This is a genomic window from Acrocarpospora corrugata (assembly GCF_009687845.1).
GTDB classification, from domain to species: Bacteria; Actinomycetota; Actinomycetes; order Streptosporangiales; family Streptosporangiaceae; genus Acrocarpospora; species Acrocarpospora corrugata.
Genome location: NZ_BLAD01000115.1, coordinates 1 through 25,511, shown reverse-complemented (window position 1 = coordinate 25,511; position 25,511 = coordinate 1). Strand labels below are relative to the sequence as shown.

The window sequence follows — 25,511 nt, the reverse complement described above, 5'->3', positions numbered from 1 at the left end:
GTCGCCAGCCTGTTCGCCAAATCGACCTTCCGCGGCTGGGACGACCCGGAGCTGCGGTATTCGGCGCTGGGTTTCCGGCTGCTACGCGAGCGGGCGGACCTCGACGACTGATCCAGCGGGAATGTCATCGAGTTCCTGCAGGATCGGGTAGACGGTGACGCCGTAGTCGCGCAGGAGCGCCGCGAAATGGGAGAGCAGGCTGCCCCGCAGGAGAACGGGGCAGTTCGCGGACTTGAGCTCGGAGACGATCGCGACGGCCGCAGCGGGATCACGCAGACCCGAACCGAGGAAGTCGACGTAGGCGATCCTGTCGCCGGGCGCGTCACGGAGCGCCGCCATGTCCTCGGCGCGATGAATGGGAATCAGCGGCCCGGAGATTTTCGCGCCGGCCTCGACTTCCCGGGTGACCTGGAAGTAGTGGAGCGTCGTTTCCACCGGGGTGAGCGCGGACACCTGCCAGGTGATGATGGCGCCGTCGTTCAGGACGAGGAACTCCACTCGCGCGCCGCCGAAGACTTTCCGGATCGCCGCCAGGTCGTGGCCCACATGCTCGATCTCGACGTCGTCCAGAACCCGCGCCTGCCGCAGTTCGGTCGGGACCTCGGTTGGCGGTTCGCCGGGGAGCACGAACATCTGCGGTTTCTCGGGAACGACGCTGCGTATCGCGGTCAGGGTTCGCAGGTCGATGTCGTACACGTCGTGGGCGAACGATTCCAGGCCGCCGAGCTGGCCGTACAGTGCGGCGATCGTGGCGGGGCCCTCGTCAGGTACCAGCGCGATGAGTGAGGCGCGCAGGCTGGTCCAGTTGAGAATCAGCAGGGCTATTTCCGCTGTGTAGTCGTCGCGTCCGCTGTCGATGATGAAGCGCCAGAAGTCGACGACGTGATCGACGCATTCGTCGAGCGTCGTCAGTCTGCCCGACTGGGGCATCATGTCGCCGCCGTCCAGCGCGGACCAGTAAGCGCTGCGCATCGAGACAGGGCCATGGTCGAGGAAAGGCGCGAAGACCGCACGGAGCGCCTTGACCAGCTCCGGTCCAATACCGCTGCTCTTGTACTCGGCGAAGGCGCCGGGCAGGACAAGCGCGGCCGGGGCGACATTGATCGGCGCGTCCGCGCTCAGGCGGAAGGGCGCCAGTTTCCCGCTGCGCAGCGTGGTGCCACGCGCGTCGGACGTGTAACCGATCTCCGGCTCCCGGCAGTAGGGCAACCGGCGCGCCTGCACCAGCCACAGACGGCCGTCAGCGTCGATGAGCCACTCGATGTCGAGGGGGGCGTTGTGGGCGCGCTCAAGCTTCAGCGACCAGTCGATGAGCGCCTCGGCATCGAAGGGGATTTCAACTGCCGCACGAGTTCGTTTGCTGATGATTCGGCTTTGCACCGAACGCTGGTGTTCGACGACGTTGGACGGCGAACCATTCGCGTATTCGAGCAAAATCGCGGACGCGTCGTTCGTGCCGGGAACGAGGGTGTAGACCACACCGCCGACGGCCGGGCGCGGGGCGTGCTGGATGACCACGGCCATACCGAGTTCCTCGGTCGGCAGCCCCTTCACCGCGCGATAGGCGATTGCCCCGGGGGTGAATCCCGAGGCCCAGACGCGCATGACAGCCGGTCCCACCTCGTCCAAAGTGACCGGGCCGACCTCGCTGTGGTACACACCGGGCGAGACGGCATCGGGCCGATCCTCGGTGGTAAAGGACGATCGGATCGCCAAGGAATACCGGCCATCCGCATCCTGCGGGAGAGTCCGCACCCGGGCGTCGAGTTCCGCCGCGAAATCGTCCGGCAACGCACCCCCGCGGGTGACCTCAAGGAGGCTGCCGAAGCAGTGCCGCAACGCCGAAGTGGTGACAGTGAACGACGGTGGACAGGGCGCCGATGCCGCCAGGATCGCGCCCAGTCCTTTCGCCTTCCCGCCGATCTCCGCCACTTCGGCCGAGGCGTAGTCGAGGTCACCGACGAGCCGTTCCGTCATCGAGGCGCCCTGCGAATCTCCGCCGTGGTCCGGACCAGCGGGCATGCTCCCGAGCACATCGTGCAGGCCTGTCCTTCGTGGTAACCGAGCCGATCGAACATGGACACCGCGTCGTCGCGGTGAATGGCGAGGTCGGCCATCGCCGCCCAGTCGTTGCGATTACGCGCCTCGGACAGTTTGGCATCCCGGCTGACGTCCCCATGGCGGCTTATCGCGGCGATGTGCAACGAGATCTGGAAGTACTTAACCGCCTGCTCCATGTCATCGATGGTCGGCATGTGGCAGTGCTCGCCCGCGGTCACACAGGTGATCCACGACGTGCCGTGCTGCGCCGCCGCCACGGCGCCGATCGCGCCGACGACGTCGTCATAACCGATGCCGATGTCGGTCGGCGTGGGGCCGAGAGCGCCGAACGGAGCGCCGTGCAGTTCGGCGGCGCCCAACTCGCAGTAGACCGGAATCAGGTGCAGCGGCACGTGATTCACCAGCTCGACCGAGACTTTGACGCCACGGGCCTGCGCGCGACGAACCAACTCAGCCTGCTCGCGCACCTCATCGAGGTGGGTCCGGTCCAGTGCGTCGGCGATACTGCCGGGCCGGTACGTGCCCGCCAGGCTCAAAGCCATCCCATGCGCGGCGCAGATATCGAGGACGTCGTCGAAGTTCGCCAGATACGGATTCTCCTCACCCATCTGCCGGGTGACTTCGACCATCATCGCGCCGCCCCGGCTGGTGACCGGGATCGCCCGGGTGGCCGCGTCCAGCCGCAACGCCATCTCGCGCGTCCCCGAGGCGTGGATGGTGACGAAGTCGACACCCTCCTTCGCCTGCTCTTCGAGCACCCCCAAAACCGCCGACCGCGAGTTCTCCCCGCGCCGCCGTATTCTCCGGTGAATCTCGTACGTGGGAACCGTGCCGCATGAGATGTCCAGCGTTTCGAGAATGCGCCGGCGGAGTGTCCGGTCGTCGTTCGTGGTGACATCCGTGAGGGTGTTGACCCCCAGGGCCTGCGCGCGCACGGCCTTGGCGTATTCCAGTTCGCTGGTGGTCTCGCCCGGCGTGATTCCGATGATGACTCCCAGCACCGGAGGGTGGGGCCGGCCCATCATGACGCCGCTGATGTCATGAGAATCGTTCTTCATCAGATAGGCGACGGGCGGTTCTGCCGATCCAGGACTTTGCCTCATCACAGAGATTTCAGCTCCTCTCGCGACAACTCCATCATTCTTACGCCACCTGCGGACGACTGGGAAGGTAGGTACAGGTCTCTTGCTCTGGTGGTCGGTTGGGCGTCTAATGGAGCGGCCTGGTGCCCAGACCCGGAGGTCGCGGTGGGGAAGTCTTTCGTCCTCGATCCGGATGAACGGACACTGCACGGCCACTTTTCCAAAGATCTGCCACCGGTGCTGACTGTTGATCCGGGTGACTCGGTGCGGGCGCGGACTCTGGACGCGTGGTGGTCGACGGGGCCGTACCATGGGAAAAACGTTGAGGACCGGCCGCGCGTGCCGGAGTTCCGGGAGGGTTACGGCCATGCGCTGGTCGGTCCCGTAGAAGTGCGCGGTGCTCGGGCCGGCATGACGCTCGAAGTGGACATTCTCTCCGTAATCCCCGCGACTTGGGGCACGTGTGCGCAGCCGCAAAGCTGGATCAACGAGCTTTACGGGATTGACGATCCGGGGGTTATTCACTCGTGGGAACTCGATCCCGTCGCGCTCACCGGGCGTAATCAGCATGGGCACACGGTCGCCTTACGTCCTTTTCTCGGGGTGCTCGGTATGCCGCCGGACGAGCCTGGACTGCATGAGACGTTTCCGCCGAGGTGGCACGGCGGAAATCTCGACTGCAAGGAGATCGTCGCCGGGAGCACGCTCTACCTGCCCATTCCCGTGGATGGCGCGCTGTTCTCGCTCGGCGACGGGCACGCCGCCCAAGGCGACGGTGAAGTGGCCGGCACCGCGATCGAATGCCCGATGGAGCGAGTGGATCTCACCTTCGGTTTACGCGACGACTGGCCGTTGACCGGTCCGGTGGCGCGCACCCCGGCCGGATGGCTCACGATCGGGCTGGGCGAGGACCTGAACGGCGCGGCTCTGCAGGCGATGGAATCGATGTTCACGCTGCTGGAACGGCTGCACGGCGTCGCGCGAGCCGACGCGCTCGCCCTGGCCAGCGTCTGCGTCGACCTCCGGGTGACGCAGAACGTGAACGGCGTCGTCGGTGTCCACGCGCTGCTTCCTCCGGGTGCGATTCGCTGAGAGCTAGGGCAGGATGCCAGCTATGGATACAGAGGCTGTCCGGCAGTCGCGTGGCTCAGTGCGTCTGGGCCACTTCCTGAATACGTATTTCCGTTCCGCCGGCTCCCCCGACCTGCAGACGATCAGGCCGGCCCTGTGGAACTCGGTTCCCCCGGACGCAAAAGACGCCGCCTACTGGAACCTCGTCCTGGAGCAGTACACACTCTATGTCGAGATGGCCGATCGGGTCAGCGCCCGGCGCGGCACCGCCAACGTATTCTTTCTGACGCTCAACACCTCGGTATTCACCGCCGTCGGCGTGCTCGGGCAGAATCCGCCGGATGGACCGAAGGTGCTGCTCATTGTTCCGTGGCTGGTATTGGTCGGGCAATGTCTGGCTTGGTTCTGGCTGTTACGCTCCTATCGGCAGTTGAATTCCGCCAAGTACGCGGTGGTCGGCGCGATCGAGGAGCAACTGCCCGTTTCGCCCTATTGGCGGGCCGAGTGGGCGGCTTTAGGGGAAGGTAAGGACCCCGCCCGTTACTGGCCGCTGAGTCACGTCGAACAGTGGATCCCGTTCTTCTTCGCCGTCGCCTATACTGCGGGATTCATCACGCTTCTGCTGAGCTGAAGCGGTACAGTGACCGTGCTGTCGCAGCCGCTGTTCCAGGAGGCAAGCTCGTGACCAGAGTCGCGCTCGTTACCGGAGGGTCCCGAGGAATCGGGCGGGCGGTCGCCGAGAAGCTGGCCGACAGCGGATATGCCATAGTCGTGAACTATTCGACGTCGTCGGCCGAGGCCGCGGACGTGGTGAAGGCGCTGGCTCCCCGGACGCGTGCCATCGCGATTCAGGCCGATGTCTCCGACGCGGCGGCCGTTCACGCCATGGCGGAACAGGTTAACGCTGAATTCGGCCGGGTGGACGTTCTGGTGAACAATGCGGGACAGACGCTGGTCGGCGACTGGCGCACCCTCGCGCCGGAAACCTGGAACCGGGCGCTGGAAGTCAATCTCACCGGGGTGTTCAACTGTGTGCAGGCTTTCGCGCCGATGCTCACGGAATCCGGCGACGGGCGCATCGTCAACATCGGAACCATCTATTCGGACATCGGAAACGGGTTCGTCGCCGGATACGCCGCGGCGAAGGCCGGTATCCGCTCCCTCACCCGGGTTTTCGCGAAGGAGCTGGCGCCACGGGTGCTGGTCAACACGATCGCGCCCGGAGACATCGACACCGAGATGACCCGGTCGGCCGGGCCCGACTTCATCGCGGCCACCATCGAGAAGACTCCGCTCGCCCGCCTGGGCCGACCCGAGGAGATCGCGGCGCTGGTCGCCTTCCTGGCCTCCGCGGACGCCGGGTTCATCACGGGCCAGACCATCGTGTGCGACGGGGGCCGGTCCATCGTCTGAGCCTGCAACGGCGAAAGGCCGTCACCATGCGCTGACGGCCTTTCGCATCGGACAGGTTAGGAGCGCGTCCACTTCTGGTTGGGTGCGCCGGAGCAGTCCCACAGTTGGAGGCGTGCGCCGTTGGCGGTGTTGCGTTCGACGATGTCGACGCAGCGGTTGGAAGCCGGATTGACCAGGTCGCCCGCTGCCGACAGCGTGAACCGCTGGGCCGCGGTGCCGTTGCAGGTGTAGAGCTGGATCGGGGTGCCGTTGGCCGTGCCGGCCGCCGCGGCGTCCATGCACTTGCCCATCGCGCGGACCGTGCCGTCGGCGTTGACGGACCACTGCTGGGCGGCGGTGCCGTTGCAGTCGTACATCTGGAGCCGGGCGGCGTCGACGGGGTTGGCGGCGGGGATGTCGATGCAGCGGCTGTTCAGGTTCGAGCGCAGCACGCTGCCGGTTCCGCCGCCGCCGTCGCTGGTCCAGGCGGAGACGCGGACGTAGTCGATCAGCATCGTCTGCGGGAAGCTGGTGCTGGCGTTCGGGTTGCCCGGCCAGTTACCGCCGACGGCCACGTTGAGGATCATGAAGAACGGGTGGTCGAAAACCCACTGGTTGCCGCGGATGTTGGCGGGCGTGATCCGGAAATACTCTGATCCGTCCAGGTACCAGATGATGAGGTTGGGCGACCAGTCGACCCGGTAGCTGTGGAAGGTGTCACCGAGCGGTGCGCCGATGGTACGGCTGCCGCCGATGCCGCTGCCCCCCGAGTAGCCGGGGCCGTGCACCGTCCCGTGCACGGTGTTCGGCGCGTTGCCGACGTTCTCCATGATGTCGATCTCACCGGTGGCCGGCCAGTTGCCGCCGCCCAGCATCCAGAAGGCCGGCCAGATGCCCTGACCTCGGGGAATCTTGATGCTGGCTTCGAAGCGGCCGTACGCCTGGGTGAATCGGTCCGCGGTCAGGATGCGGCCGGAGGTGTACTGGCAGGTGCCGTAGTGGCACTGGAAGTTGGACGGATTGTCGCGCCGGGCGGTGATCGCCAGGTGGCCCTGGCCGTCGTGGGACACGTTGCTGGTCGAGGTGGTGTAGTACTGCAGCTCGTTGTTGCCCCAGCCGCTGCCGCCGGTGTCGAACCTCCATTTGGAACCGTTGATGGAGGTTCCGGCGGCGGCGTTGAACTCGTCGGACCAGGTGACCGGGCCGATGGCGGCTCCGGCGCTGCTGGTGACGACGAGGCTGCTGGTCAGGGTCGCGATCACGGCTGCGGCCACGAGGAGGAGCCGGGGTTTGCGCATGGATACCTCCGGTCGGTCCGCGCTCTGGGCGTGCCGCGGACTCGAGGGTAGTTTCACTGCTTAAATTAAGAGGATGTAACACCTTCATCACAGGATTTGTCAATAGGAAGGTTTCCTAATTGTTGAGCCCGTCAAGTGCACCGACGCCTCGCTGACGCCTGATGACCGAGATGGCGAAGCGGTTATGCGGGACTGCCGGTCAGTCAAGTACGACGGGCTTTTCCGGCGGTGCTTTCCCCGTACCGCTTCGTCGACGTCAGCTGAGCGGCCTCAGACCGGGAGGAGTTCGTCGGGCAGTGGGGCATCCGTGACCCTCGAACGGATCATGGCTGTGAACAGCTCGGGGGCTTCGGCGTTCCAGGCGTGGCCCACTCCCGGCACCATGCATGCCCGGCCCTCGGGGAATGCGGCGGCGATGTCGGCTTGGGAGCGTTTGGTGAGGTCGTGCTCGTTCGTACCGGCCACCGCCAGGAGCGAGCAGGGTGAGTTCTTCGCCTCGGCCGGCAGCCGGAAGTCGATGGCTTCGTCGCTGGCTCGGCGGAAGGCCTGCCGGGTTGTCGTACGCGCGGCGGCCTGGTAGCCGTCGAAGTCGGCCGCGGGGACGTTGAGCGCGCGGGCGTTCGCACGCAGGAGCGGCCCCCACTTCATGATCGGTGCGATCAACCTGCCCATGAGCCGCAGTCGGCCCGGATTGGGAAGCGGAAGGACGTTCACCCCGCTCACCGTCGCGCCGATCACCGCGTCGGGTGTGGTGGCGGCCAGCTGCACGCCGACGTAGCCGCCAAGGGAGAGCCCCACGACATGCGCCCGGCCGCCCGGCGCCCGCGAGGCGATCTCGTCGGCGATCAAGCGGGCGGTGTCGGCGATCGAGACCCACGGGTGGGTGTTGCTCTTGCCGTGCCCAGGCAGGTCGGGGACCAGAACGCGCATTTCCGTGGCCAGCGCGGCGACCTGCTTGGTCCACATCCATCCGCTGGTGCCCACTCCGTGCAGAAGCACCACGGTCGGCGCGTCGCGGGGGCCTGCCTCCTGCACAAAGATTGACATACCACCCATGCTGGCACACGCGTACACACCCTCAGACCGCTGCCCGGCGGGCGAAATATCGGATGATTCGCGAATTCTTCGGTGGCGTTCCGCAACCACTTCGGCGGCGTTTCCGCGTACCACATGGAGATTGAACATTTCAACCCCTGATGGCTAATCGCCCCAGGTCACACGCCCTTGGAGGTACATCACCGTTGTTCATGACTGACTGTTAAGAGATGGTGAGCGCTCGGATGCACCCTGACCCAAGGAGGAATCCCGTGCATACGCTCCCCCGCACATTGCTCCGAAGTTTGCTCGCGGCTGTGGGCGCCACTCTGCTGCTCACCACCGCACTGGTCGTGCCCGCGTCCGCGCACGACTCGGTGAGCGACCCCCCCAACCCGTAACTACGGCTGCTGGCAGGCCTGGGGCAGCGACTTCCAGAACCCGCAGATGGCCACCCTGGACCCCATGTGCTGGCAGGCCTGGCAGGCCGACCCGCAGGCCATGTGGAACTGGAACGGCCTGTACCGCGACGGCGTCGGCGGCAACCACCAGGCCGCCGTCCCCGACGGGACGCTCTGCAGCGGCGGCAACACCTGGGACGGCCGCTACGCGGCGATGGACGTCCCCGGGGCGTGGAAGACGGTCGACAAACCGGCCCGTTTCACGCTGAACCTCCTCGATCAGGCCATCCACGGCGCGGACTACATTCGGGTGTACGCGAACAAGCAGGGCTTCAACCCAAAACGCAGCGCCTGCGCTGGAGTGACCTGGAACTGGTCGGCCAGACGGGCCGCGTCGCCACCGGCGCCACGACCCCCGTCGAGGTGAACGCCCCCGGCCGCTCGGGCCACCACATCGTGTACACGATCTGGCAGGCCAGCCACTCCGACCAGGCGTACTACTTCTGCAGCGACGTGAACTTCACGGGCTCGAACCCGTCACCCACGCCCACCCCGAGCCCGACTCCCACGCGCACGCCGACGCCCACGCCCACTCCGACCCCAACCCCGACGCGCACCCCGACTCCGACCCCGACCCCGACGCGCACTCCGAGTCCGACGCCCACCCCCACCCTCGGCCAGGGCTGCTCGGCCACCTACCGGATCGTGACCTCGTGGAACGGCGGCTTCCAGGCCGAAGTCCGCGTCGTCGCCGGCGCGGCCTCGATCACCGGCTGGACGGTCAACTGGACGTTCACCGGCGGGCAGATCGTCAACTCGTCGTGGAGTGCCACGGTGACGAGCAGCGGATCCGCCGTGACGGCCCGCAACGTCGCGTACAACGGCGCGCTCAGTCCCGGCGCCGCGACGATATTCGGCTTCCTCGGTTCCGGTACGCCAGGCACCCCGCCCGCGGTGACCTGTAGCCCCACCTGATGATCCGCGCCCGCCCGCCGGAAGGTTCGGCGGGCGGGCCCGTCGGTACAGTTCCGCCCATGCAGCGCAACGCCGCGCACCGCCCGGGGATGCCTGAGGAGACCACCCTCGCCGACTCGGTCAGGACCGGGGACGAATCGGTGTTCACCGGGCTCGTCGAGCGGCACCGGCCGGAGCTGCGGCTGCACTGCTATCGCATGCTCGGCTCGTATCAGGACGCCGAGGACCTCGTGCAGGAGACGTTTCTGCGGGCGTGGCGGGCCAGGGAACGCTTCGAGGGCCGGGCCACGGTCCGTACCTGGCTGTATCGCATCGCGACGAACGCCTGCCTCGACGCGCTCGAACGGCGGCCGCGCCGGGTCCTGCCCTATGACGTGGCGCCGGCCGCGCTCGGCACCGATGGGCCGCTTCCTTCTGGTGGCGGCCACGCGTGGCTGGAGCCGTACCCGGATCATCTGCTCGACGGCGTCGCGGCCGACGACGACCCCGCCGCCGAGGTCCTGGCCCGGGAGACGATGGAGCTGGCGTTCCTCGCCGCCATCCAGCACTTGCCGCCGAGGCAGCGGGCGGTCCTGATCCTCCGCGACGTCCTGGAGTGGCCCGCCGACCAGACCGCCGCCGTGCTGGACGTCAACGTCACCGCGGTGAAGAGCGCGCTGCAACGCGCCAGGGCGACCATGCGGGCCCGCCTGCCGCAGCGGCGGAGCGAGTGGGCGGCGAGCAGCGGTCTGACCGAGGAGGAGCAGACGCTCCTGCGCCGCTACATGGCCGCGCAGGAGTCCGGCGACGAGCAGGCGCTGATCGACGTCCTGCACGAGGACCTGCGCACCGCGTTCCCGCCGATGGCGCTGTGGGCGGATTCCCGGGCGGCGTTCCTGGCCGGCAGCCGCAAGCACGCCGCCGTGGGCGAGTACCGCTTCGTGCCGACCTCCGCCAACCGGCAGCCCGCGGCCGCCATCTACCTGCGCCGACCGGGCGACACCGCGTTCCGTCCGCTCGTGGTGGAGGTCCTCCGGGTCGAGAACGGCGCCATCGTCGAGATCGTGGACTTCAGCGATCCGGCCGTCTTCGCCACATTCGGCCTCCCAGAAACACTTTGAATATCTTCGATTCCTTTTGGTCGGTACGGCCGTCAGTACCCCTTGAAGACACCAACAAAGGGGATACGGACATGAACGCAAAGCACCCCGCGCTCGCCCGGCTCGACGTGCTCATCGGGCGGTGGATCGTGCAGCCGAAGGTCGAAGGCGTGGGCACGGCGTGGACCGAGTTCTCCTGGCAGGACAACGGCCTGTTCCTGCGTCAGGAGTCCGACGCCGACCCGATGCCGTCCACCGCGCCACAGGACTGGCGGGCCAACGCGCCGTTCCCGAACACGTCCATCATCGGCCTCGACGACACGGGCGACGAGTTCACCATGCTGTACACAGATGCCCGTGGCGTGCACCGGGTCTACCGGATGGCGTTCGCCGACGACGTGTGGACGACGTGGCGGAACGCGCCCGGCTTCAACCAGCGTTTCACCGGCACGCTGAGCCCGGACGGCGACACCGTGGACGGACGATGGGAATCCTCGGCGGACGGCACGACCTGGGACCTCGACTTCGAACTAACCTATTCCCGCGATCGCAATTGACTCGGTGCAGGAGGCGGGCTACACCAGCGCCGGTGTGGCGGTGCGCGGCGAGCTGCGCAGGCGGGCGGCGTCCTGGCTGGGTGGGGCGCCGAACTGGCGGCGGTACTCGCGGCTGAACTGGGACGGGCTGTCGTAGCCGACGCGGAGGCCGACGCCGGTGACGTCGTTGGGGTGGGTGGCGAGCATGAGCCGGGCCTCCTGTAGCCGGATCTGCTTCTGGAACTGGATCGGGCTCATCGCGGTGACCGCCTGGAAGTTGCGGTAGAAGGCGGACACGCTCATGCCGGACAGTTGCGCCACGTCCTCCACCCGGAAGGCCTGGGTGTAGTGGTCCCGGATCCACCGGACCGCCCGCGCGATGTGGGACAGGCTGCTGTCGGCGAGGCCGAGCTGGCGCACGGCGGCGCCTTGTTCGCCGGTGATGAGCCGCCAGAGGATCTCCCGTTTGATCAGCGGCGCGAGCACGGTGGCGTCGCGCGGCTGGTCGAGCAGGCGCAGCAGCCTGACCACCGCGTCGATCAGCTCGGCGGGCGCGTCGCTGACGGCCATGCTGGACGGCGCGCTGCCGCCGGCGGCCGGCATGTCTCCGGGGGCCGCCTGAAGCAGGAGCTCGGCGACGGTGGCCGGGTGCAGGATCAGGCCGAAGCCCAGGGCCGGCTGCGTGGGGCTGGCCTCGGTGAACCGGCCGGTGACCGGCAGGTCGACCGACGCGATGAGGTACTGCCCCGCGTGGTACGCGTACACGCGATCGCCGAGCGCGATGTGTTTCGCGCCCTGCGCGATGACGGCCAGCACAGAGCCGGACATCGACGGCGACGCCAGCGTCGGCTGGTCGGTCCTGGAGATCAGGACGCCGTCGATGGGGGTGGTCATGTCGGGTCGGGCATGGCGGGCGAGCAACGCGCGCAGCTCATCAAGGTCCACGCCCCGATTATTTGCCACCACAGTAGGATCAGGCAAGGTCTGAGGAGCATCGTTCTAACATTTCCGCTGGTGGAGCTGATTACATAAGGGATATGAAATCCCACCAACGCCCCGAATAAGCAGGAGTTTCCCAATGGACATCAACCACGGCTTCCACGCCACCATGACCGCCCAGCCCGGCAAGGGCGACGCGCTGGTCGAGCTTCTGCTCAACGCGCCGGCCCTGTCCAACAGCGACTGCGTCGTCTTCCTGGTCGGCCGCTCGGCCGCCAACAGCGACGTCGTCTTCGTCACCGAGGGCTGGACCAGCCAGGAGGCGCACGGCAGGTTCTTCGCGAGCGAGGCGGCGAAGGCGTACATCGCGCAGTTCGGCCCGCTGGTCGACGGCGACGCGCAGTACGTCGACGAAGTGCCGGTCGGCGGCAAGGCCGCCATCAAGTAACCCGACCCGACCCCACGAAAGGAACCCCCGTGACACGCCCCGACTTCGACCCCGCGCTGCGCACGCTTCTTGCCGAAATGCCGCCCATGCCCGAGCTCACCCCCGAGGTCCTCGCGCTGCTGCGCCAACTCCCGCCGACCCCGGTCGACGCCCTGCTCGAAGGCCGCGCGGTCGAGCGGCGCGAGATCACCATCCCCACCCCGGACGGCGCGCACATCCCCCTCTCGATCTTCATCCCCGAGGGCGCCACGGCGGCGCCGTGCGTCTACTGGATCCACGGCGGCGGGATGATCATGGGAGATCGTTTCTCCAACATCGACATCCCGCTGGAGTGGCTCGGCCGGTTCGGCGCCGTCGTGATCTCCGTGGACTACCGGCTGGCGCCCGAGGTCACCGGCACGACCCTGGTCGACGACTGCTACCACGGCCTGCGCTGGGTCGCCGAGCACGCCGACGAACTGGGCATCGACCCCGCCCGCGTCGTCGTCGCTGGCGCCAGCGCCGGCGGTGGCCTCGCCGCCGGCGCCACCCTGATGGCACGCGACCTCGGCGGCCCGGCGATCGCCGCCCAGGTGCTGATCTGCCCCATGCTCGACCACCGCAACACCACCGCGTCCAGCAGGCAGTACTCCGGCAAGCCGGGCGTCTGGACCCGCGAGATGAACGAGTTCGGCTGGCGTTCCGTGCTCGGCGACCTCGCCGACGCGGACGTGCCCGGCTACGTCTCACCCGCGGTGGCCGACGACCTCGCGGGCCTGCCGACCACCTACATCGACGCCGGCTCCGCCGAGGTCTTCCGGGACGAGGACGTCGACTACGCCACCAGGATCTGGGCGGCCGGCGGCCAGGCCGAACTCCATATCTGGGCGGGCGGCTTCCACGCCTTCGACGCGCTCTACCCGCAGGTGCCGATCTCGGCCGCGGCCCGCCGGACCCGCAACGACTGGCTCGCCCGGGTCGCTTTCGCGGATTGAGCAGAGCTTGGGAATCGCCGAACTGAGAATTTCATCTCGCCGAAACCTGGGGTGTGATCCTGCTGGGTAGAGTCCCTCCATCCTCGACAACGTTGATCCATTCATTGGCGTCGCGGCCACTGACCTGCCCAAGGCGAGCGGTCTGGCCGCTACTTGGTGGTGGCCGAAACCCCAGGTAGGCAACACTCACCCCGGTGCCACGTCGCCGCTGGGCATGGTGTCGGCCTGCGCCTACTCCGGCGCGTACCCCACCGGGTACGGGCGGTACACCAAGAACACCGAGGGCGTGCCCGAGGAGATGTTCGAGCGGCTGCAGGCGTCCGGGTTCACCCATTTCCAGCAGTCCGGCACCGGCGCGATCCGCAAGTACTACAACTACGTCCGGGTCACCCCGATGGTGCAGCCGCTGGACGCGCTGGGCGAGTCCTGGCCGTTGCGCGACGAGGTGGCGGAGGCGGGCTACTACGCCGCAACCCTGGACACCGGGGTTCGCTGCGAGCTCACCGTGGGCACCAAGGTCGCCGTGCATCGGTACACGTTTCCGGAGCACAGCAGCGCCCGGGTGGTGATCGACCTGTCCATCGGCGGCCTGGCCATCGAGCATGGCCGTACCGTGCCGTTGCGGGCGCAGGTGGAGAGCATGGGTCACGGCCGGGCGCAGGGCACGGTCGCGATGGAGGGCGTCCCGCTGTCGGTGTACGTGGACGTCATCAGCCCGGGGTGGCGGCAGATGCTCTGGTACGACCGGCGGCTCATCGACGGCGGCACCCGCCTGGACTTCGACAGCATCCGGCACACCACGCTGCGCCCTTTCGGCATGCTCTTCATGGGCCCGACCGAACCGGGGCAGACCGTCGAGGTGCGGCTGGGGTTCTCGCTGCGCGGGTGCGACCAGGCGAAACAGAACCTGGAGCGCGAGTGCGGGAACGGTCCGGCGTTCGACGCCGTACGGTCCAGGACCCGGGCGCGCTGGCGTGAGCACCTGGACCGCGTCCAGGTCGACGGCGGCACCCCGGCCCGCCGTACCGTGTTCGCGACGGCGCTCTACCATTCGCTGATCAAGCCGTGCTTCGCCGACGACGAGAGCCCGTTCTGGCCCACCTCTGGACCGTTCGCGTTCGACGTGTGCACCATGTGGGACATCTACAAGACACAGCTGCCGCTGCTCGCGGCCATTGTCCCGGACCGGGCCGCGGACCTGCTGGAGTCACTGATCCGGGTCTGCGAGGAGGAGGGCAACTTCCCCATCGGATACCGGATGGCTCGCGGCGCCGACCGGTTCTACCGCCAAGGGAGCGCGCTGGTCCACACCGCGCTGGCCGACGCCCACGCGCTCGGCCGGGCCGGCCTGGACTGGAACTGGGCGCTCGTGCACATGGTCGACGACCTGCGCCGCATGTACGGCGAGGAGTTCTTCGAGCACGGCGTCGTGCACCCGATCAGCCACACCCTCGACCTCGCCTACGGCCACCACTGCACCGCGCAGGTCGCCCGCGCGCTCAACGACGGACGCCTGGCCGACGTCCTGGAAGAGCGCAGTCGCCAGTGGTCCAACGCCTTCGATCCGAGTACGGGCCTGCTGCGCGACTCGGAGTTCTACGAAGGCGGCAAATGGAACTACTCGTTCCGGCTGCTGCACGACATGGCCGCCAGAATCGCCCTGGCCGGCGGCGACCGCGCCTTCATCGACAAACTGGACCGCTTCTTCGGCTTCGGCGCCGCCCCGGTGACGCAACCCGGCCGGCGCCCGCAGCCGGCCGAGATGGCCGCCGGATACGCCCTGAACCGGTTCGAGGGCCTGAACAACGAGCCCGACATGGAAGCGCCGTGGGCCTACCACTACGCGGGCCGCCCCGACCGCACAGCCCAGATCGTGAACGCGGCGCTGACCTGGCAGTTCGGCACCGGCCCCGGCGGGCTGCCCGGCAACGACGACTCCGGCGGCCTGAGCTCCTGGTACGTCTGGGCGTCGCTGGGGCTGTTCCCGATCGCCGGGCAGAACCTGTTCCTGGTCAACGCGCCCGCGTTCGAACGGGCCGCGCTCCGGGTCGGCGGCAACGAGTTCGTCATCGAAACCAGTGGGTACCAGGAGAAGCCGATCGGTGTCGACGGCATCGACCGGGACCCACCGACCCAGTACGTCCAGTCGGCGACCCTCAACGGCAAGCCCCTGCACGCGGCGCACCTGAGCGCCGCCGCCGTGCACCGCGGCGGCGTGCTGCACCTGCGGCTGGGGCCGGAACCGTCGGGGTGGGGGCGGGAGGTCCGCCCGCCGTCGCTTTCCGATACCCCCGCCAAACTGGAGGAAGCACGATGACTCACCCCCGTCGCCGTCTCGTCATCGTGGTCAGGGCTGACCCGGTCATCTGCGGGCATTCCGGCGAAGCGCGCAACCTCGCCGAGGTGGCGCTGACCCGCGGGTTCGATGATGTACGGCTGTTGACCTGGCCTATTCCGGCGTTGCAGGCGGCCGGGTTGCCGCTGAAGCCGCTGGATCGGCTGTTGCCGTACAGTGCCGGGATCACCGTGGAGCGGCCGGAAGCGGTCGGGGACTACCGGGTGCCGGACGGGCGCTACCAGGCGGGTCTCACCGGCCGGCTGGTCGAGCTGCTCGCCGAGCCGGTGCCTACGACCTGTTTGTCCATGTATCTCGTTCCGCATGCTTCGGTGGTCATGGACGCGGTCGCGTCGGCGCGCGCGGCCGGGTTCGCGCCCAATGTGCACACCATCGTGAAAGCGGTCGGGTCTGACGTGACCAACGTGATCCGGTCGTGTCTGCGGGATGGGCGGTTCGGTGCGGCGACCGTGCTTTTCACCACGTTCCTGGCCAACGACGAAGTCGTCGCGGTCTCCGAGTACACCCGGCAGGAGATCATCGCCTCGGCGGAGCAGGTGGACGCGCACCGCGGCACGAGGTTCGCCGACCAGTGCCGGGAGCGGGTGACCGTCAGTTATCCGCCGATCGACTCCTCGGCCTTCCTGGACCGGGATCCGGCCGCGGTGGACGCCGCGCTCGCGAAACGCGGGCTGGAGCGTGATGGGTACATCTTGTTCCTGTCCCGGGCGGCTCGGGCGAAGGGGATCTACGACCTGCTTAACGCCTACGGCCGGATGCGCTGCCGGTCCCGGGTGAAGCTGGTCGTCGCCGGGACCGGGCCAGCGCTGGAGCAGGTGCAGGCGATGGCACGGGAGGACGACCGCGTGGTCGTGCTCACTGATGTGGACGACAACGAGAAGCCGCTGCTCATGCGTGGCTGCGCGGCTTACGCCCTGCCGACCAAGCCGGAGCCTGAGTTCGTAGAGACGTTCGGTATCGCCCTGGCGGAGAAGATGCTGGCCGGGGGCGGGCCGATCATCACGACCAGGACGGGCGGGACGCTGGAGGCGGTCGGCGATACCGCCGTACTCGTCGAGCCTGGGGATGTCGATGGTCTGGCCGCGGCGATGGATCGGGTGATCCTGGAGATGTCGGCCGCCGAACGGCAGGAATTGGAGCTTCGCGCCCGCACCCGCGCGATGACATTCGATCGGGTCGCGGTGTTCGACACCCTGTTTCCACAGGAGGCGCTGGCCGTCGGGGCTCACTGAACTGAAACGGCGTGGAACGCGGTGTCACGTCTCAAGGGCAAGGCAACTTGAAGACTCTTACGCGGGGACAGCCATGCTCACGCCCGCGCCCTGGTCCGGTCGACGAACAAGTTCATCGTGTGCCGTGACGGCAAGGAGATCACGGGCATGGCGCGCTACACCGATACGTATCTCTACGAGAACGGGGAGTGGTTGTGTGTGCAGGCGCAGATCACGCCCGTCGCCGCCGACCACCATCCCGGCGATGACACGATCCGCACGGTCTACCTCAAGGGCGTGAAGCAGGACCGCGGCTGAGCGGTGGGCGCCGGGCTCTACCGGCGCCCACGTGGGCGTGGATTACCAGGCGACGGGGAAGGCCGACAGGCCGTACACGACGTTGAAGGAGCGGAATTCCGGCTCGCCGGCCTCGCGCAGCCCCGGGAAACGCTCGAACAGGGCGGGGAACGCGATGCGCATCTCCATCCGGGCCAGCGGCGCCCCGATGCAGTGGTGCGCGCCGTAACCGAACGCGACGTGCGCCAGATCGGGTCGTTCGATGTCGAACCGGTCCGGGTCTTCGACCAGCGCCGGGTCACGGTTGGCGGCCGGGAGCGAGACGACCACGACGTCGCCCTTCGCGATCGGCACCCCGGCGATCTCGGTGTCGGCCATGGCCACCTTGGTGGCGCCCTGGTGGATGATCGTCAGCCAGCGCAGGAGTTCCTCGACCGTGCCGTCGACCTTGTCCGGGTCCTTGCGGAACAGGTCGAGCTGCTCGGGGTGGCGCAGCAGCGCCAGCGTGCCCAGGCCGATCATGTTGGCCGTCGTCTCGTGCCCGGCCACCAGCAGCAGCCCGCCGATGCCGACCAGTTCGTCGGTGGACAGGTCATCGCCGTGTTCGCGGATCAGCATGCCGAGCAGGTCCTCGCCCGGCTCGACCCGGGCGCGGGCGACCAGCTCGCCCATGTAGGCGCTCAGCGCCATCTGCGCCTTGCCACGCTCCTGAGGCGGGAGGTTGAAGTCGAGGACCGCGACGCTGAGGGCCTGGAAGGAGTCCCGGTCCTCGTAGGGCACGCCGAGCAGTTCGCAGATGACCAGCGACGGGATCGGGGTGGCGAACTGGGAGATGAGATCCGCCGGCGCGCCGGTGCTTTCCATCGCGTCCAGGTGGTTGGAGACGATCTCGCGCACCCGGGGTTCCAGGCGGCGGATACGGCGCATCGTGAACTCGGGGGTCAGCATGCGGCGTAAGCGGGTGTGGTCAGGTGGGTCCATCATCAGCAGCGCGCCCGCGCGGAGGCGTTTGGCCTGCTCCTCGCTCATGGGTGGCAGGTTGATGCCGCTGGCGTAGCTGAACAGTTCGGCGTTCCTGAGCACGGTGCGCACGTCGTCGTAGCGGGTGACCAGCCAGGCCTGCGGGCCGTAGGGCGTGGGGACCTGCCGCAGGCCGGGTTGCTCGCGGGCGGTGGCCAGTTCGGGATCGGGGTGGAACTCCTGGCGGCGCATATGAAGGGGCAACATGTCGTCTCCTGAGGGAATTGGCTACCCCCACAAGATCTCGTTACGAGAAGGAGCGCGCAACCTCAGACGAGCCCGTAGTTCGCGCGCCCGGGCCCCGGGATCTCGTCCTGGAGACCCTCCACTGCATGTTCTACCAGGCTATATACAGCATCTATACCCGTCTGTCCGATGCTCGACCCGAGCCGCCCCCGGCTTCGCCCCGGATTTCGGGCGAGACAGAATGGCGCGAGATTCTCTCGACCCACGTCAGAAGGGAACCAATCGTCCAGTGAAGCGCTCGCTAGCTCGTTTCAGAGACGAACTACTGTCGGCAGTTCTCCCGAAATCCGACGCACCGGCCGGTTGCCGTACCGGCAGCAGGTACTGCGTCTACTGTTCGTCCACCTACTCGAAGCTGATGGTCAACAACATCTGCATGAGCAGCTCGGGTCAGGTCTCCGTCATCACCACGGACTACGGCTGTGGCAGCTGCTGATGTCGGTCAGCCCGGGGACTGGCGTGAGCACATTCTCTGGGTGCGTCTTTCCAGATGGCTGAGGACTGAATGGCTCTCGTGTTCAGCGGAACGTTACTCGTCGCGGTCTTCCTGACCTCAGGCGTCGGGAAGGTTCTCCGCTACTCAGCGTTCACGGACTCTGTCCGTCAAATGCGGCTACTGCCCGCTGGGGCCGTGCCGGCGGTCGCGATTTCGATAGTCGCCGCTGAATTGGTCGCCGTGCTGTCGATCCTGGCCGGCCTGGTGCTGAGCGCCGCGCTTCTGGTGGCTGCCTTCGTCATTTGTGCCGCACTCTGCGTGGTGTTCATTCTGGCGATTGCCGCCATAATTCGTCGCGGCGACTCCGTGGCCTGCAACTGTTTCGGGCGCCAGGCGTCGCCGTTTTCCGCCCGGCACATCGTGCGCAATACCCTGCTCGCGGCGGTAGCCGTCGTCGGGGTGCTCAGTGCCGACGTCGGGGTCGGCTCCTGGACCACGGAAACAGGGATCGCCGTCGTGGCGGGATTGGTCCTGTCGCTCCTGGTCATCCTGATGGACGACCTGGTGGATCTCTTCGCCGCGGTACCTCTATGATCCGCACGATCGCAGGCGAGGTCAGAATCCGGTGAGGATCTCGTCCACCGCGCGGTAGGGAATGCACGTCGATTTCACGGGCCCGCAAGGCCTGCGATCCCATCAACCCGGATGCCCACATAAGGTCGTCCGAGTGCAGAAGCTCGTGCTTTTCGACATGGACAACACCCTCATCGACCTGGATGCCGCCTTCCGTCTGTGGGCCGAAGAGTTCGCCGAGGTCCACAGCCTGGGCGATGCCGGTCGTCGGTGGCTGCTGGAACTCGACGAAAAAGGAGTCGCTCACCGCGAGCTGATGTTCCAGCGGATCAAGCACCACTTCGACCTGCGCCCTACGGCAGACCAGCTCTGGGCCGCCTACCGGGCACGAATGCCCCAGCTCGTCGGTTGCCGCCCCGAGGTCCTGGCCATGGTGGCTCGTCTGAGAAACGCCGGTTGGCTGGTGGGAATCGTCGCCAACGGCATGGCCGACAACCAGCTTGGCAAACTTCAGAACACCGGCCTGGCCGCCGCGGTCGACGGCTACGCGGTCTCCGGTGCCGAGGGAATCAGAAAGCCGGACGTCGCCCTGTTCGCCATCGCCGCCGCCCGATGCGGCGCCTCACTTCAGGGCAGCGGCTGGATGGTCGGCGACAATCTCACCGCCGACATCGAGGGCGGCCGGGCCGCCGGACTGCGAACCATCTGGGTGAACCCCGAACAACCCGCCAACCCAGCCCTCAACCACACGATCCGGTCGGCCGGGCCGGAGGCAGGTTGGGCGCGCGACTCAAGCCCCGACCACGTCGTCGGCGACGTCCTGGACGCCGAGCCCATCATCGTCAAATCCCATCCGGACATGTCCTTGTAGTGTCGCCGCATGACGACTGTGCTCTGCGTACCGCAATGGCAAGGGTCGGCGTCGGGCAAGGCGCGGCAGTTGATGGCCGGTGCCCGCCGTGCTGCCGCGCTCGTTTCGGCCGACGCGGCGGTGACCGTACCGGTGCTTGAGACCGATGGGGACAAGGTTGCCGGGATCCGGGCGTTCGATGTGCTCGTGGAGAACCAGCGGCTGACGCGGAAGGCGCTGGCCGGGATCGACGATCGGGTGATCACCATCGGGGGTGACTGCGCGGTCGATATCCCGTCGATCGACGCTGCTCACGCCCGTTATGGGGATGCTTTGACGGTGTTGTGGATTGACGCGCACCCGGATGTCTACAGCCCGCAGACCCTGCCGTCGGGTGCCTTCCATGGGATGGTGGTGCGCGCGCTGCTCGGAGATGGGCCGGCGGGCCTTACGCCGGAGCAGCCGTTGGCGCCACGGCAGGTGATCATCGCTGGAGAGCGGTCGGGCGATGTGTCCGAGCATGAGTACCTCGCGAAGACCGGCCTGCGCAGGTACGGCGTCGCCGACCTCGAGCGCGTGCTCGACGGGCTGCGCGGTCCCGTTTACGTGCACATCGACCTCGACGTGCTGGAACCCACCGCGTTCGGGGCGACCTGTTATCCGGAGCCGAACGGCGTACAGCCGCAGCGGCTGATCGACCTCGTCTCGCAAGTGGACGACATCATCGGGGCGGCCATCACCGAACACGCGCCATCCGTTGACGCCAATCCGGATGAGGACGAGGTGCTCCGCCAACTGGGGGCCGCGCTGACACGCTGACGACGGTATGTCCTTTGCATCGGTGGAAACGCCGCGATACCTCAGCCCAAGACCAGTTTGACGAGCTGACCGACGCCCAGAGCCGCGGCCACGGAGACGAAGCTCAGCGCGATCGAGTACAGGCAGCCACGGCGCCCTTCTGTCCGCTTGGCCGAGGTGATCCCTTCGCCGGGGCCTTTCCACAGAGGCCTCGGCTCCATGACCAGGAACAGAAGCGCCCCGATTTGCCCGACGGTGAACAGCCAGAACCATGCCCATCGAGTCGCCAGACGGGGCGTGGAACCCAGCATGACGACGAACACGGCCACCCAGACAGCGGCGATCCACCACAGATACGAACCGCCGAGAAGCCTGAAGGGCCAGTCAGGGAAAATCGAATTGTTCACCGGCGACTCTCGCGCACGATCCTGCTCCACGGACGGGCTGACCGGTGCGCGACCCACGTCAGCCATAAGCCGCGCCTTCGTGTACGGCCCCTCAGAATCAGCGATGTCGCCCGTCGCCTCGTGCCACACCAGCGGCGACTCTGACCACACCACGAACGCCAGCGCGTCTGGCCCGAAGCTCTGGAAGCTCACCCGGTCGACCTCACCGGCCCTCACCGCACTGCGAAACTGCTCGACCGTACGCTGGGAGGGCATGAAACTCGCACTGGTGACCACCGCACCACACAGCAGAGCCGACAGAAGCAACAGCCGGACGACGAAGCCCACTCTGTACAGAATCCGCGAGTCCACCTCTCATTCCTACCGCAATCAGGCAAGTTTCGATCGCCTGTTGCAATGCATGCATGGGCACCATAAAGATTCGGGATGTGCCCGAGTCCACAGAACTGACGCTGAAAGCGCGGGCAGTTGGCAGTTCCACGTGATGCGTCGAGCTCAGCGACCAGACTGTTGCTCCTGCGCGTTCTGGGTATTCCCGCGCGAAGGAGTCGGTGTGACCGCGGCGGAGGCGAGCAGGGCCAGCTTCTCCGCGCTGTCGGTGCCGGGCTCGGGATGGTAGATGACGAGCATGATGCCGTCCGTGCCGCTGACGCCGAGCTTCTCGCGGTCCAGGCGGATCTCCCCCACCTGGGGATGGTTGAAGACGAGGGTGGCGCCGAGTCGCCCCGCGACGTCATGGCGGGCCCACAGCTGGCGGAAATGCGGGCTGGCAAGGGAGAGTTCGCCGACGAGCTCGATGAAACGAGGGTCATCGATGTCACTGCCGACCGACTGACGGAAACCCGCGACCAGAGCCGCCACAGCACGCTCCCAGTCGGGGAAGAGCGCCTGCTCCGCAGGATCGAGGAAAACGTCACGCAGCCGGTTGCCGCCCACCGTCAACCGCGGTGACAACGCCGTCGCGAGGGCGTTGGCGGCGAGCACATCGAGGTATCGGCCCTCGACGAACGCGGGGTACGGAAGTGACGCCACCAGCCTCGCCGTACTCGGCGGCACGACTTCTCTCCGGGGGCGTCGCCGGGGGCGGCGGGGCTTGTCCTCGGCAAGGCTGAGGAGATAGCTGTCGTCGTCGAGCTGCAATACGCGGGCTATGGACACCAGTACCTGAACGGAGGGGTGGCGGTCTCGGCCCTGTTCCAGTCGCAGGTAGTACTCGGCGCTGATTCCCGAGAGCATCGCCACTTCCTCGCGCCGAAGACCCGGCACCCGCCGCGTTCCGAGTACGGGAATGCCCACCTGCTCAGGAGTCACGAGTTCGCGGCGGGCGCGGAGATATTCGCCCAGCAGGTTCGGCTCGTCGGTCATGTTTCCACGCTAGTCGGCGACACCGAATGGCCGACTGACCCTGTCACTACCAGTGTCGTGGGGGACCTGGTTCGGCCGGAAACGAGCGACGAACGTCATAGCTGGTTCCACACCGACTGAGGAAGAAAGGACCGTCATGACCCAGCAGCGCGTTCTCGTCACCGGTGGATCCGGTTTCATCGCCGGACACTGCATCCTCCAACTTCTCGAGCAGGACTATCTCGTCCGTACGACTGTGCGGTCACTGACCCGGGAGAGCGCCGTACGGGCTGTGCTCGCCGACGCCGGCATGGTGGACGGCGACGCTCTGAGTTTCGTCGCGGCGGACCTCATGAGCGACGAAGGATGGGCCGAAGCCGTCAACGGCTGCGACTACGTGCTCCACGTGGCCTCCCCGGTGCACCCCGGAAACGTCAAGGACGAGAACGACGTCATCGCCCCCGCACGTGACGGCACACTGCGCGTATTGCGGGCCGCCCGCGACGCCGGCGTCAAGCGGGTCGTGCTCACCTCGGCATTCCATGCCGTCGGCTGGGGCCACCCCCAGACCGACCACACGTTCACCGAGGACGACTGGTCCGTCCTGGACGGCCCCGGCATCGACGCGTACGGCAAGAGCAAAACGCTCGCCGAGCGCGCAGCCTGGGATTTCGTGACCGCCGAGGGCGCTTCGCTGGAACTCGCCACCATCCTGCCGGTCGCGGTGATGGGGCCGGCGATGGGCCAGGAGATCTCCGGCGCCAACCACATCATCCAGAGAATCCTCGACGGGCAGATGCCCGGCTACCCCAACCTGTGGATTCCGATCGTCGACGTACGTGACGTCGCGAGTGCGCACCTTCTGGCCATGACCGCAACCGACGCCGCCGGCCAGCGATTCCTCATTTCCAGCGGTCCCGCGATCGAGGTGAAGCAAATCGGAGCCATCCTGAGAACACACTTCGAAGCCGCCGCCAAGCGAATGCCGACCATCCCCAACGTCCTGGTACGGATCGAGGCCTTGTTCTCGCCCGAGTTCCGGTCCGCCGCCACTGATCTCGACTACGTCAAGAAGATCTCCAACGAGAAAGCACGCCGCGTTCTGCGGTGGCAACCGCGCAACTCCGAGGACGCCGTCATCGCGGGCGCAGAAAGCCTGATCGAAAAGTCCCTCGTCAAGAACTGATCCCAACGCTCCGCCAGCGCCTCTCTGTGCGCTGTGTCGTTCCAGTCGTCCATGGGTGGCGAGCTTGCGGGCATCTCGGCCGACTCTCAGCGTGTTGGACACCCTGGGGCAAATAGAACCAGCGCCGGTCCAGGCGGGGATCGTCTGGACCGGCGCGGTGTTGGGCTAGGCCCGGGTTATGCGCGGGTCCATCGCTGGTTGGCGCTGCCGTTGCAGCTGGCGATGGTCACGGTGCTGGAATTGGCTGTGCCCGTCACGGCCAGGCACAGGTTGTTGGCTCCGTTGGTGACGGTGCCGTTGGTGTTGAAGTTCCACTGCTGGTTGGTGTTGGTGTGGCAGTCCCACAGCTGGACTCGGGTTCCCGATCCGGCGCCGGTCGGGGAGTCCAGGCACTTGCCGAGGATCTGCAACTGCCTGCCGGCGGTGTAGGCGAACCGCTGGTTGGGGTTGGTGTGGCAGTCGTAGATCTGGAACAGCGTGCCGTTGGCGGAGGCGCTGTTCGGCGAGTCCACACACCGGCCCGCCCCTTCGTTGCGCAACCGGAACGACGCCGAGGGACTGACCGACGGACTCGGGCTCGGGCTCGTCGGAGGGCTGACCGACGGACTCGGCGAGACCGGCGGGGTCGGGCCGACGGTCGGGACGGCGTTGAGTGCGTTGAGAACCGAGGTGTAGGCGGGCTTCTTGTTGCCGCCGCTGAACAGCAGCGGGGTGTCACCCGAACGCCAGGAGTCCTGGTCCCGGACGCCCCACACGGTGATGCCGTTACAGCGCGGCACCGCCAGGCAGTCGTTCACGACATTGGCGTAGGTGGTCGCCGAAGCGCCCTGAATGTCCAGCTCAGTGATCTGCACATCGACGCCCAGAGCGGCGAAGCTGGAGATCGTGGTGCGGAAGTTGGCGTTGTACGGGCTGCCGCTGTTGAAGTGCGCCTGCAACCCGACGCAGTCGATCGGCACGCCGCGCTGCTTGAAGTCCCGGACCATGTTGTAGACGCCCTGCGTCTTGGCCCAGGTCCAGTTGTCGATGTTGTAGTCGTTGTAGCAGAGCTTGGCCGCCGGGTCGGCGGTCCGCGCGGTACGGAAGGCCACCTCGATCCAGTCGTTGCCGGTGCTCTGCAGGTTGGAGCTGCGGCGACCGCCGGAGTTGCCGTCGGCGAAGGCCTCGTTGACCACGTCCCAGGCGTAGATCCTGCCCCGGTAGTGGGCCATCACGCCGTTGATGTGGTCGATCATCGCCTGCCGCAGCGTGGCGCCGGACAGGGACTGCATCCAGCCCGGCTGCTGGGAGTGCCAGGCCAGGGTGTGCCCACGCACCCGCTTGCCGTTCTGCACGGCCCAGTTGAAGACACGGTCGGCGTTGGTGAAGTTGAACTGCCCCCGGTTCGGCTCGGTGGCGTCGATCTTCATCTCGTTCTCGGCCGTCACCATGTTGAACTCGGCGTTGGCGATCGAGGTGTACTGCGAGTCGCTGAGCTTGCCCGCGCTGATCGCGGT

Annotated in this window: 25 protein-coding genes and 1 pseudogene; 17 read left to right on the top strand and 9 right to left on the bottom strand. The window is 67.2% G+C overall.

Features of this window, described 5'->3' with window-relative positions:
• Positions 1–81 precede the first annotated feature (81 nt).
• Together Acor_RS39155 and Acor_RS39150 are read right to left on the bottom strand one after the other, a co-directional pair.
• A complete protein-coding gene (locus tag Acor_RS39155; RefSeq protein ID WP_170317325.1) occupies positions 82–1,932 on the bottom strand; it encodes a PEP/pyruvate-binding domain-containing protein in 1,851 nt (616 codons plus the stop codon).
• A gap of 41 nt (positions 1,933–1,973) precedes the next feature.
• Positions 1,974–3,359 carry a phosphomethylpyrimidine synthase ThiC gene (locus Acor_RS39150; RefSeq protein ID WP_218034772.1) on the bottom strand — a complete coding sequence of 462 codons (1,386 nt, stop codon included), beginning with the start codon at positions 3,357–3,359 and terminating at the stop codon, positions 1,974–1,976.
• On the opposite strand from Acor_RS39150, the gene Acor_RS39145 reads away from it, so the two are divergent.
• The 3 genes from Acor_RS39145 to Acor_RS39135 are packed head-to-tail and all read left to right on the top strand — an operon-like array spanning position 3,309 to position 5,627.
• Entirely contained in the window at positions 3,309–4,235 is a 927-nt protein-coding gene (locus tag Acor_RS39145) for an acetamidase/formamidase family protein (protein WP_218034771.1), read from the top strand. The two genes, Acor_RS39150 and Acor_RS39145, sit on opposite strands and share 51 nt — an antisense overlap.
• Before the next feature lie 22 nt (positions 4,236–4,257).
• Positions 4,258–4,845, top strand: coding sequence for a RipA family octameric membrane protein (locus Acor_RS39140; protein ID WP_218034770.1), 588 nt, complete (start codon positions 4,258–4,260; stop codon positions 4,843–4,845).
• Positions 4,782–5,627 carry a 3-oxoacyl-ACP reductase family protein gene (locus tag Acor_RS39135; protein WP_170317323.1) on the top strand — a complete coding sequence of 282 codons (846 nt, stop codon included), beginning with the start codon at positions 4,782–4,784 and terminating at the stop codon, positions 5,625–5,627. The genes Acor_RS39140 and Acor_RS39135 overlap by 64 nt, the downstream gene beginning before the upstream one ends.
• A 56-nt stretch (positions 5,628–5,683) precedes the next feature.
• Here Acor_RS39135 and Acor_RS39130 read toward each other — a convergent pair whose 3' ends face one another.
• Together Acor_RS39130 and Acor_RS39125 are read right to left on the bottom strand one after the other, a co-directional pair.
• Entirely contained in the window at positions 5,684–6,904 is a 1,221-nt protein-coding gene (locus tag Acor_RS39130) for a glycoside hydrolase family 16 protein (protein ID WP_155341822.1), read from the bottom strand.
• 270 nt (positions 6,905–7,174) lie between these two features.
• Positions 7,175–7,951, bottom strand: a complete 777-nt coding sequence (locus Acor_RS39125) for an alpha/beta fold hydrolase (RefSeq protein WP_170317322.1) — start codon at positions 7,949–7,951, stop codon at positions 7,175–7,177.
• Between the two features lie 260 nt (positions 7,952–8,211).
• On the opposite strand from Acor_RS39125, the gene Acor_RS46000 reads away from it, so the two are divergent.
• The 5 genes and pseudogenes from Acor_RS46000 to Acor_RS39110 all read left to right on the top strand — a co-directional run bounded on the left by Acor_RS46000 (position 8,212) and on the right by Acor_RS39110 (position 10,951).
• The gene (locus Acor_RS46000) at positions 8,212–8,340 is read left to right on the top strand and encodes a hypothetical protein (protein ID WP_308805719.1); all 129 of its coding nucleotides are present in this window, start codon (positions 8,212–8,214) and stop codon (positions 8,338–8,340) included.
• A 43-nt stretch (positions 8,341–8,383) separates the two neighbouring features.
• Positions 8,384–8,796: pseudogene (locus Acor_RS45995) on the top strand (lytic polysaccharide monooxygenase); the annotation flags it as partial.
• On the top strand, positions 8,797–9,315 hold the full coding sequence (locus Acor_RS45810; protein ID WP_422664866.1) for a cellulose binding domain-containing protein: 519 nt from the start codon (positions 8,797–8,799) through the stop codon (positions 9,313–9,315).
• A gap of 59 nt (positions 9,316–9,374) precedes the next feature.
• The gene (locus tag Acor_RS39115; protein WP_246239759.1) at positions 9,375–10,415 is read left to right on the top strand and encodes a sigma-70 family RNA polymerase sigma factor; all 1,041 of its coding nucleotides are present in this window, start codon (positions 9,375–9,377) and stop codon (positions 10,413–10,415) included.
• Between the two features lie 71 nt (positions 10,416–10,486).
• Positions 10,487–10,951, top strand: coding sequence for a hypothetical protein (locus Acor_RS39110; protein WP_155341820.1), 465 nt, complete (start codon positions 10,487–10,489; stop codon positions 10,949–10,951).
• Positions 10,952–10,969: 18 nt separating this feature from the next.
• Here Acor_RS39110 and Acor_RS39105 read toward each other — a convergent pair whose 3' ends face one another.
• A complete protein-coding gene (locus Acor_RS39105) occupies positions 10,970–11,875 on the bottom strand; it encodes an AraC family transcriptional regulator (protein WP_155341819.1) in 906 nt (301 codons plus the stop codon).
• Between the two features lie 133 nt (positions 11,876–12,008).
• On the opposite strand from Acor_RS39105, the gene Acor_RS39100 reads away from it, so the two are divergent.
• The 5 genes from Acor_RS39100 to Acor_RS39080 all read left to right on the top strand — a co-directional run bounded on the left by Acor_RS39100 (position 12,009) and on the right by Acor_RS39080 (position 17,176).
• Positions 12,009–12,317 carry a putative quinol monooxygenase gene (locus tag Acor_RS39100; RefSeq protein WP_155341818.1) on the top strand — a complete coding sequence of 103 codons (309 nt, stop codon included), beginning with the start codon at positions 12,009–12,011 and terminating at the stop codon, positions 12,315–12,317.
• A 29-nt stretch (positions 12,318–12,346) separates the two neighbouring features.
• The gene (locus Acor_RS39095; protein WP_246239755.1) at positions 12,347–13,291 is read left to right on the top strand and encodes an alpha/beta hydrolase; all 945 of its coding nucleotides are present in this window, start codon (positions 12,347–12,349) and stop codon (positions 13,289–13,291) included.
• Positions 13,292–13,370: 79 nt separating this feature from the next.
• Positions 13,371–15,608: a glycoside hydrolase domain-containing protein gene (locus tag Acor_RS39090; protein ID WP_170317326.1), complete on the top strand. Its 2,238-nt coding sequence runs from the start codon at positions 13,371–13,373 to the stop codon at positions 15,606–15,608.
• Positions 15,605–16,879: a glycosyltransferase gene (locus Acor_RS39085; protein WP_155341816.1), complete on the top strand. Its 1,275-nt coding sequence runs from the start codon at positions 15,605–15,607 to the stop codon at positions 16,877–16,879. Before Acor_RS39090 ends, Acor_RS39085 begins: the two co-directional genes overlap by 4 nt.
• 147 nt (positions 16,880–17,026) lie before the next feature.
• Positions 17,027–17,176, top strand: coding sequence for a hypothetical protein (locus tag Acor_RS39080; RefSeq protein ID WP_155341815.1), 150 nt, complete (start codon positions 17,027–17,029; stop codon positions 17,174–17,176).
• Between the two features lie 42 nt (positions 17,177–17,218).
• On the opposite strand, the gene Acor_RS39075 is transcribed toward Acor_RS39080, so the two are convergent.
• Positions 17,219–18,382, bottom strand: coding sequence for a cytochrome P450 (locus Acor_RS39075; RefSeq protein ID WP_246239753.1), 1,164 nt, complete (start codon positions 18,380–18,382; stop codon positions 17,219–17,221).
• Between the two features lie 544 nt (positions 18,383–18,926).
• On the opposite strand from Acor_RS39075, the gene Acor_RS39070 reads away from it, so the two are divergent.
• The 3 genes from Acor_RS39070 to Acor_RS39060 all read left to right on the top strand — a co-directional run bounded on the left by Acor_RS39070 (position 18,927) and on the right by Acor_RS39060 (position 21,099).
• Entirely contained in the window at positions 18,927–19,451 is a 525-nt protein-coding gene (locus Acor_RS39070) for a MauE/DoxX family redox-associated membrane protein (RefSeq protein WP_246239749.1), read from the top strand.
• Between the two features lie 133 nt (positions 19,452–19,584).
• The gene (locus Acor_RS39065) at positions 19,585–20,301 is read left to right on the top strand and encodes an HAD family hydrolase (protein WP_155341813.1); all 717 of its coding nucleotides are present in this window, start codon (positions 19,585–19,587) and stop codon (positions 20,299–20,301) included.
• Positions 20,302–20,310: 9 nt separating this feature from the next.
• Positions 20,311–21,099, top strand: coding sequence for an arginase family protein (locus tag Acor_RS39060; protein ID WP_218034769.1), 789 nt, complete (start codon positions 20,311–20,313; stop codon positions 21,097–21,099).
• A 41-nt stretch (positions 21,100–21,140) separates the two neighbouring features.
• Here the strand turns inward: Acor_RS39060 and Acor_RS39055 are convergent, their stop codons facing one another.
• A complete protein-coding gene (locus tag Acor_RS39055) occupies positions 21,141–21,812 on the bottom strand; it encodes a hypothetical protein (protein ID WP_155341812.1) in 672 nt (223 codons plus the stop codon).
• Positions 21,813–21,980: 168 nt separating this feature from the next.
• Positions 21,981–22,850 carry a helix-turn-helix domain-containing protein gene (locus Acor_RS39050; protein WP_155341811.1) on the bottom strand — a complete coding sequence of 290 codons (870 nt, stop codon included), beginning with the start codon at positions 22,848–22,850 and terminating at the stop codon, positions 21,981–21,983.
• 136 nt (positions 22,851–22,986) lie between these two features.
• Here Acor_RS39050 and Acor_RS39045 point away from each other — a divergent pair, with 136 nt between their 5' ends.
• Positions 22,987–24,015 (top strand): SDR family oxidoreductase, encoded by a 1,029-nt coding sequence (locus Acor_RS39045; RefSeq protein WP_155341810.1) that lies wholly within the window; start codon positions 22,987–22,989, stop codon positions 24,013–24,015.
• A 176-nt stretch (positions 24,016–24,191) separates the two neighbouring features.
• On the opposite strand, the gene Acor_RS39040 is transcribed toward Acor_RS39045, so the two are convergent.
• Positions 24,192–25,511 (bottom strand): glycoside hydrolase family 10 protein (locus Acor_RS39040; RefSeq protein ID WP_155341809.1); only part of this gene is annotated, 1,320 nt, incomplete at its 5' end.

Coding starts and splice junctions, on each gene's coding strand:
- Acor_RS39140 (WP_218034770.1), top strand. CDS start 4,258: ATGGATACAGAGGCTGTCCGGCAGTCGCGTGGCTCAGTGCGTCTGGGC.
- Acor_RS39130 (WP_155341822.1), bottom strand. CDS start 6,904: ATGCGCAAACCCCGGCTCCTCCTCGTGGCCGCAGCCGTGATCGCGACC.
- Acor_RS39125 (WP_170317322.1), bottom strand. CDS start 7,951: ATGTCAATCTTTGTGCAGGAGGCAGGCCCCCGCGACGCGCCGACCGTG.
- Acor_RS39115 (WP_246239759.1), top strand. CDS start 9,375: ATGCAGCGCAACGCCGCGCACCGCCCGGGGATGCCTGAGGAGACCACC.
- Acor_RS39110 (WP_155341820.1), top strand. CDS start 10,487: ATGAACGCAAAGCACCCCGCGCTCGCCCGGCTCGACGTGCTCATCGGG.
- Acor_RS39100 (WP_155341818.1), top strand. CDS start 12,009: ATGGACATCAACCACGGCTTCCACGCCACCATGACCGCCCAGCCCGGC.
- Acor_RS39085 (WP_155341816.1), top strand. CDS start 15,605: ATGACTCACCCCCGTCGCCGTCTCGTCATCGTGGTCAGGGCTGACCCG.
- Acor_RS39080 (WP_155341815.1), top strand. CDS start 17,027: ATGGCGCGCTACACCGATACGTATCTCTACGAGAACGGGGAGTGGTTG.
- Acor_RS39075 (WP_246239753.1), bottom strand. CDS start 18,382: ATGTTGCCCCTTCATATGCGCCGCCAGGAGTTCCACCCCGATCCCGAA.
- Acor_RS39070 (WP_246239749.1), top strand. CDS start 18,927: ATGGCTCTCGTGTTCAGCGGAACGTTACTCGTCGCGGTCTTCCTGACC.
- Acor_RS39060 (WP_218034769.1), top strand. CDS start 20,311: ATGACGACTGTGCTCTGCGTACCGCAATGGCAAGGGTCGGCGTCGGGC.
- Acor_RS39050 (WP_155341811.1), bottom strand. CDS start 22,850: ATGACCGACGAGCCGAACCTGCTGGGCGAATATCTCCGCGCCCGCCGC.
- Acor_RS39045 (WP_155341810.1), top strand. CDS start 22,987: ATGACCCAGCAGCGCGTTCTCGTCACCGGTGGATCCGGTTTCATCGCC.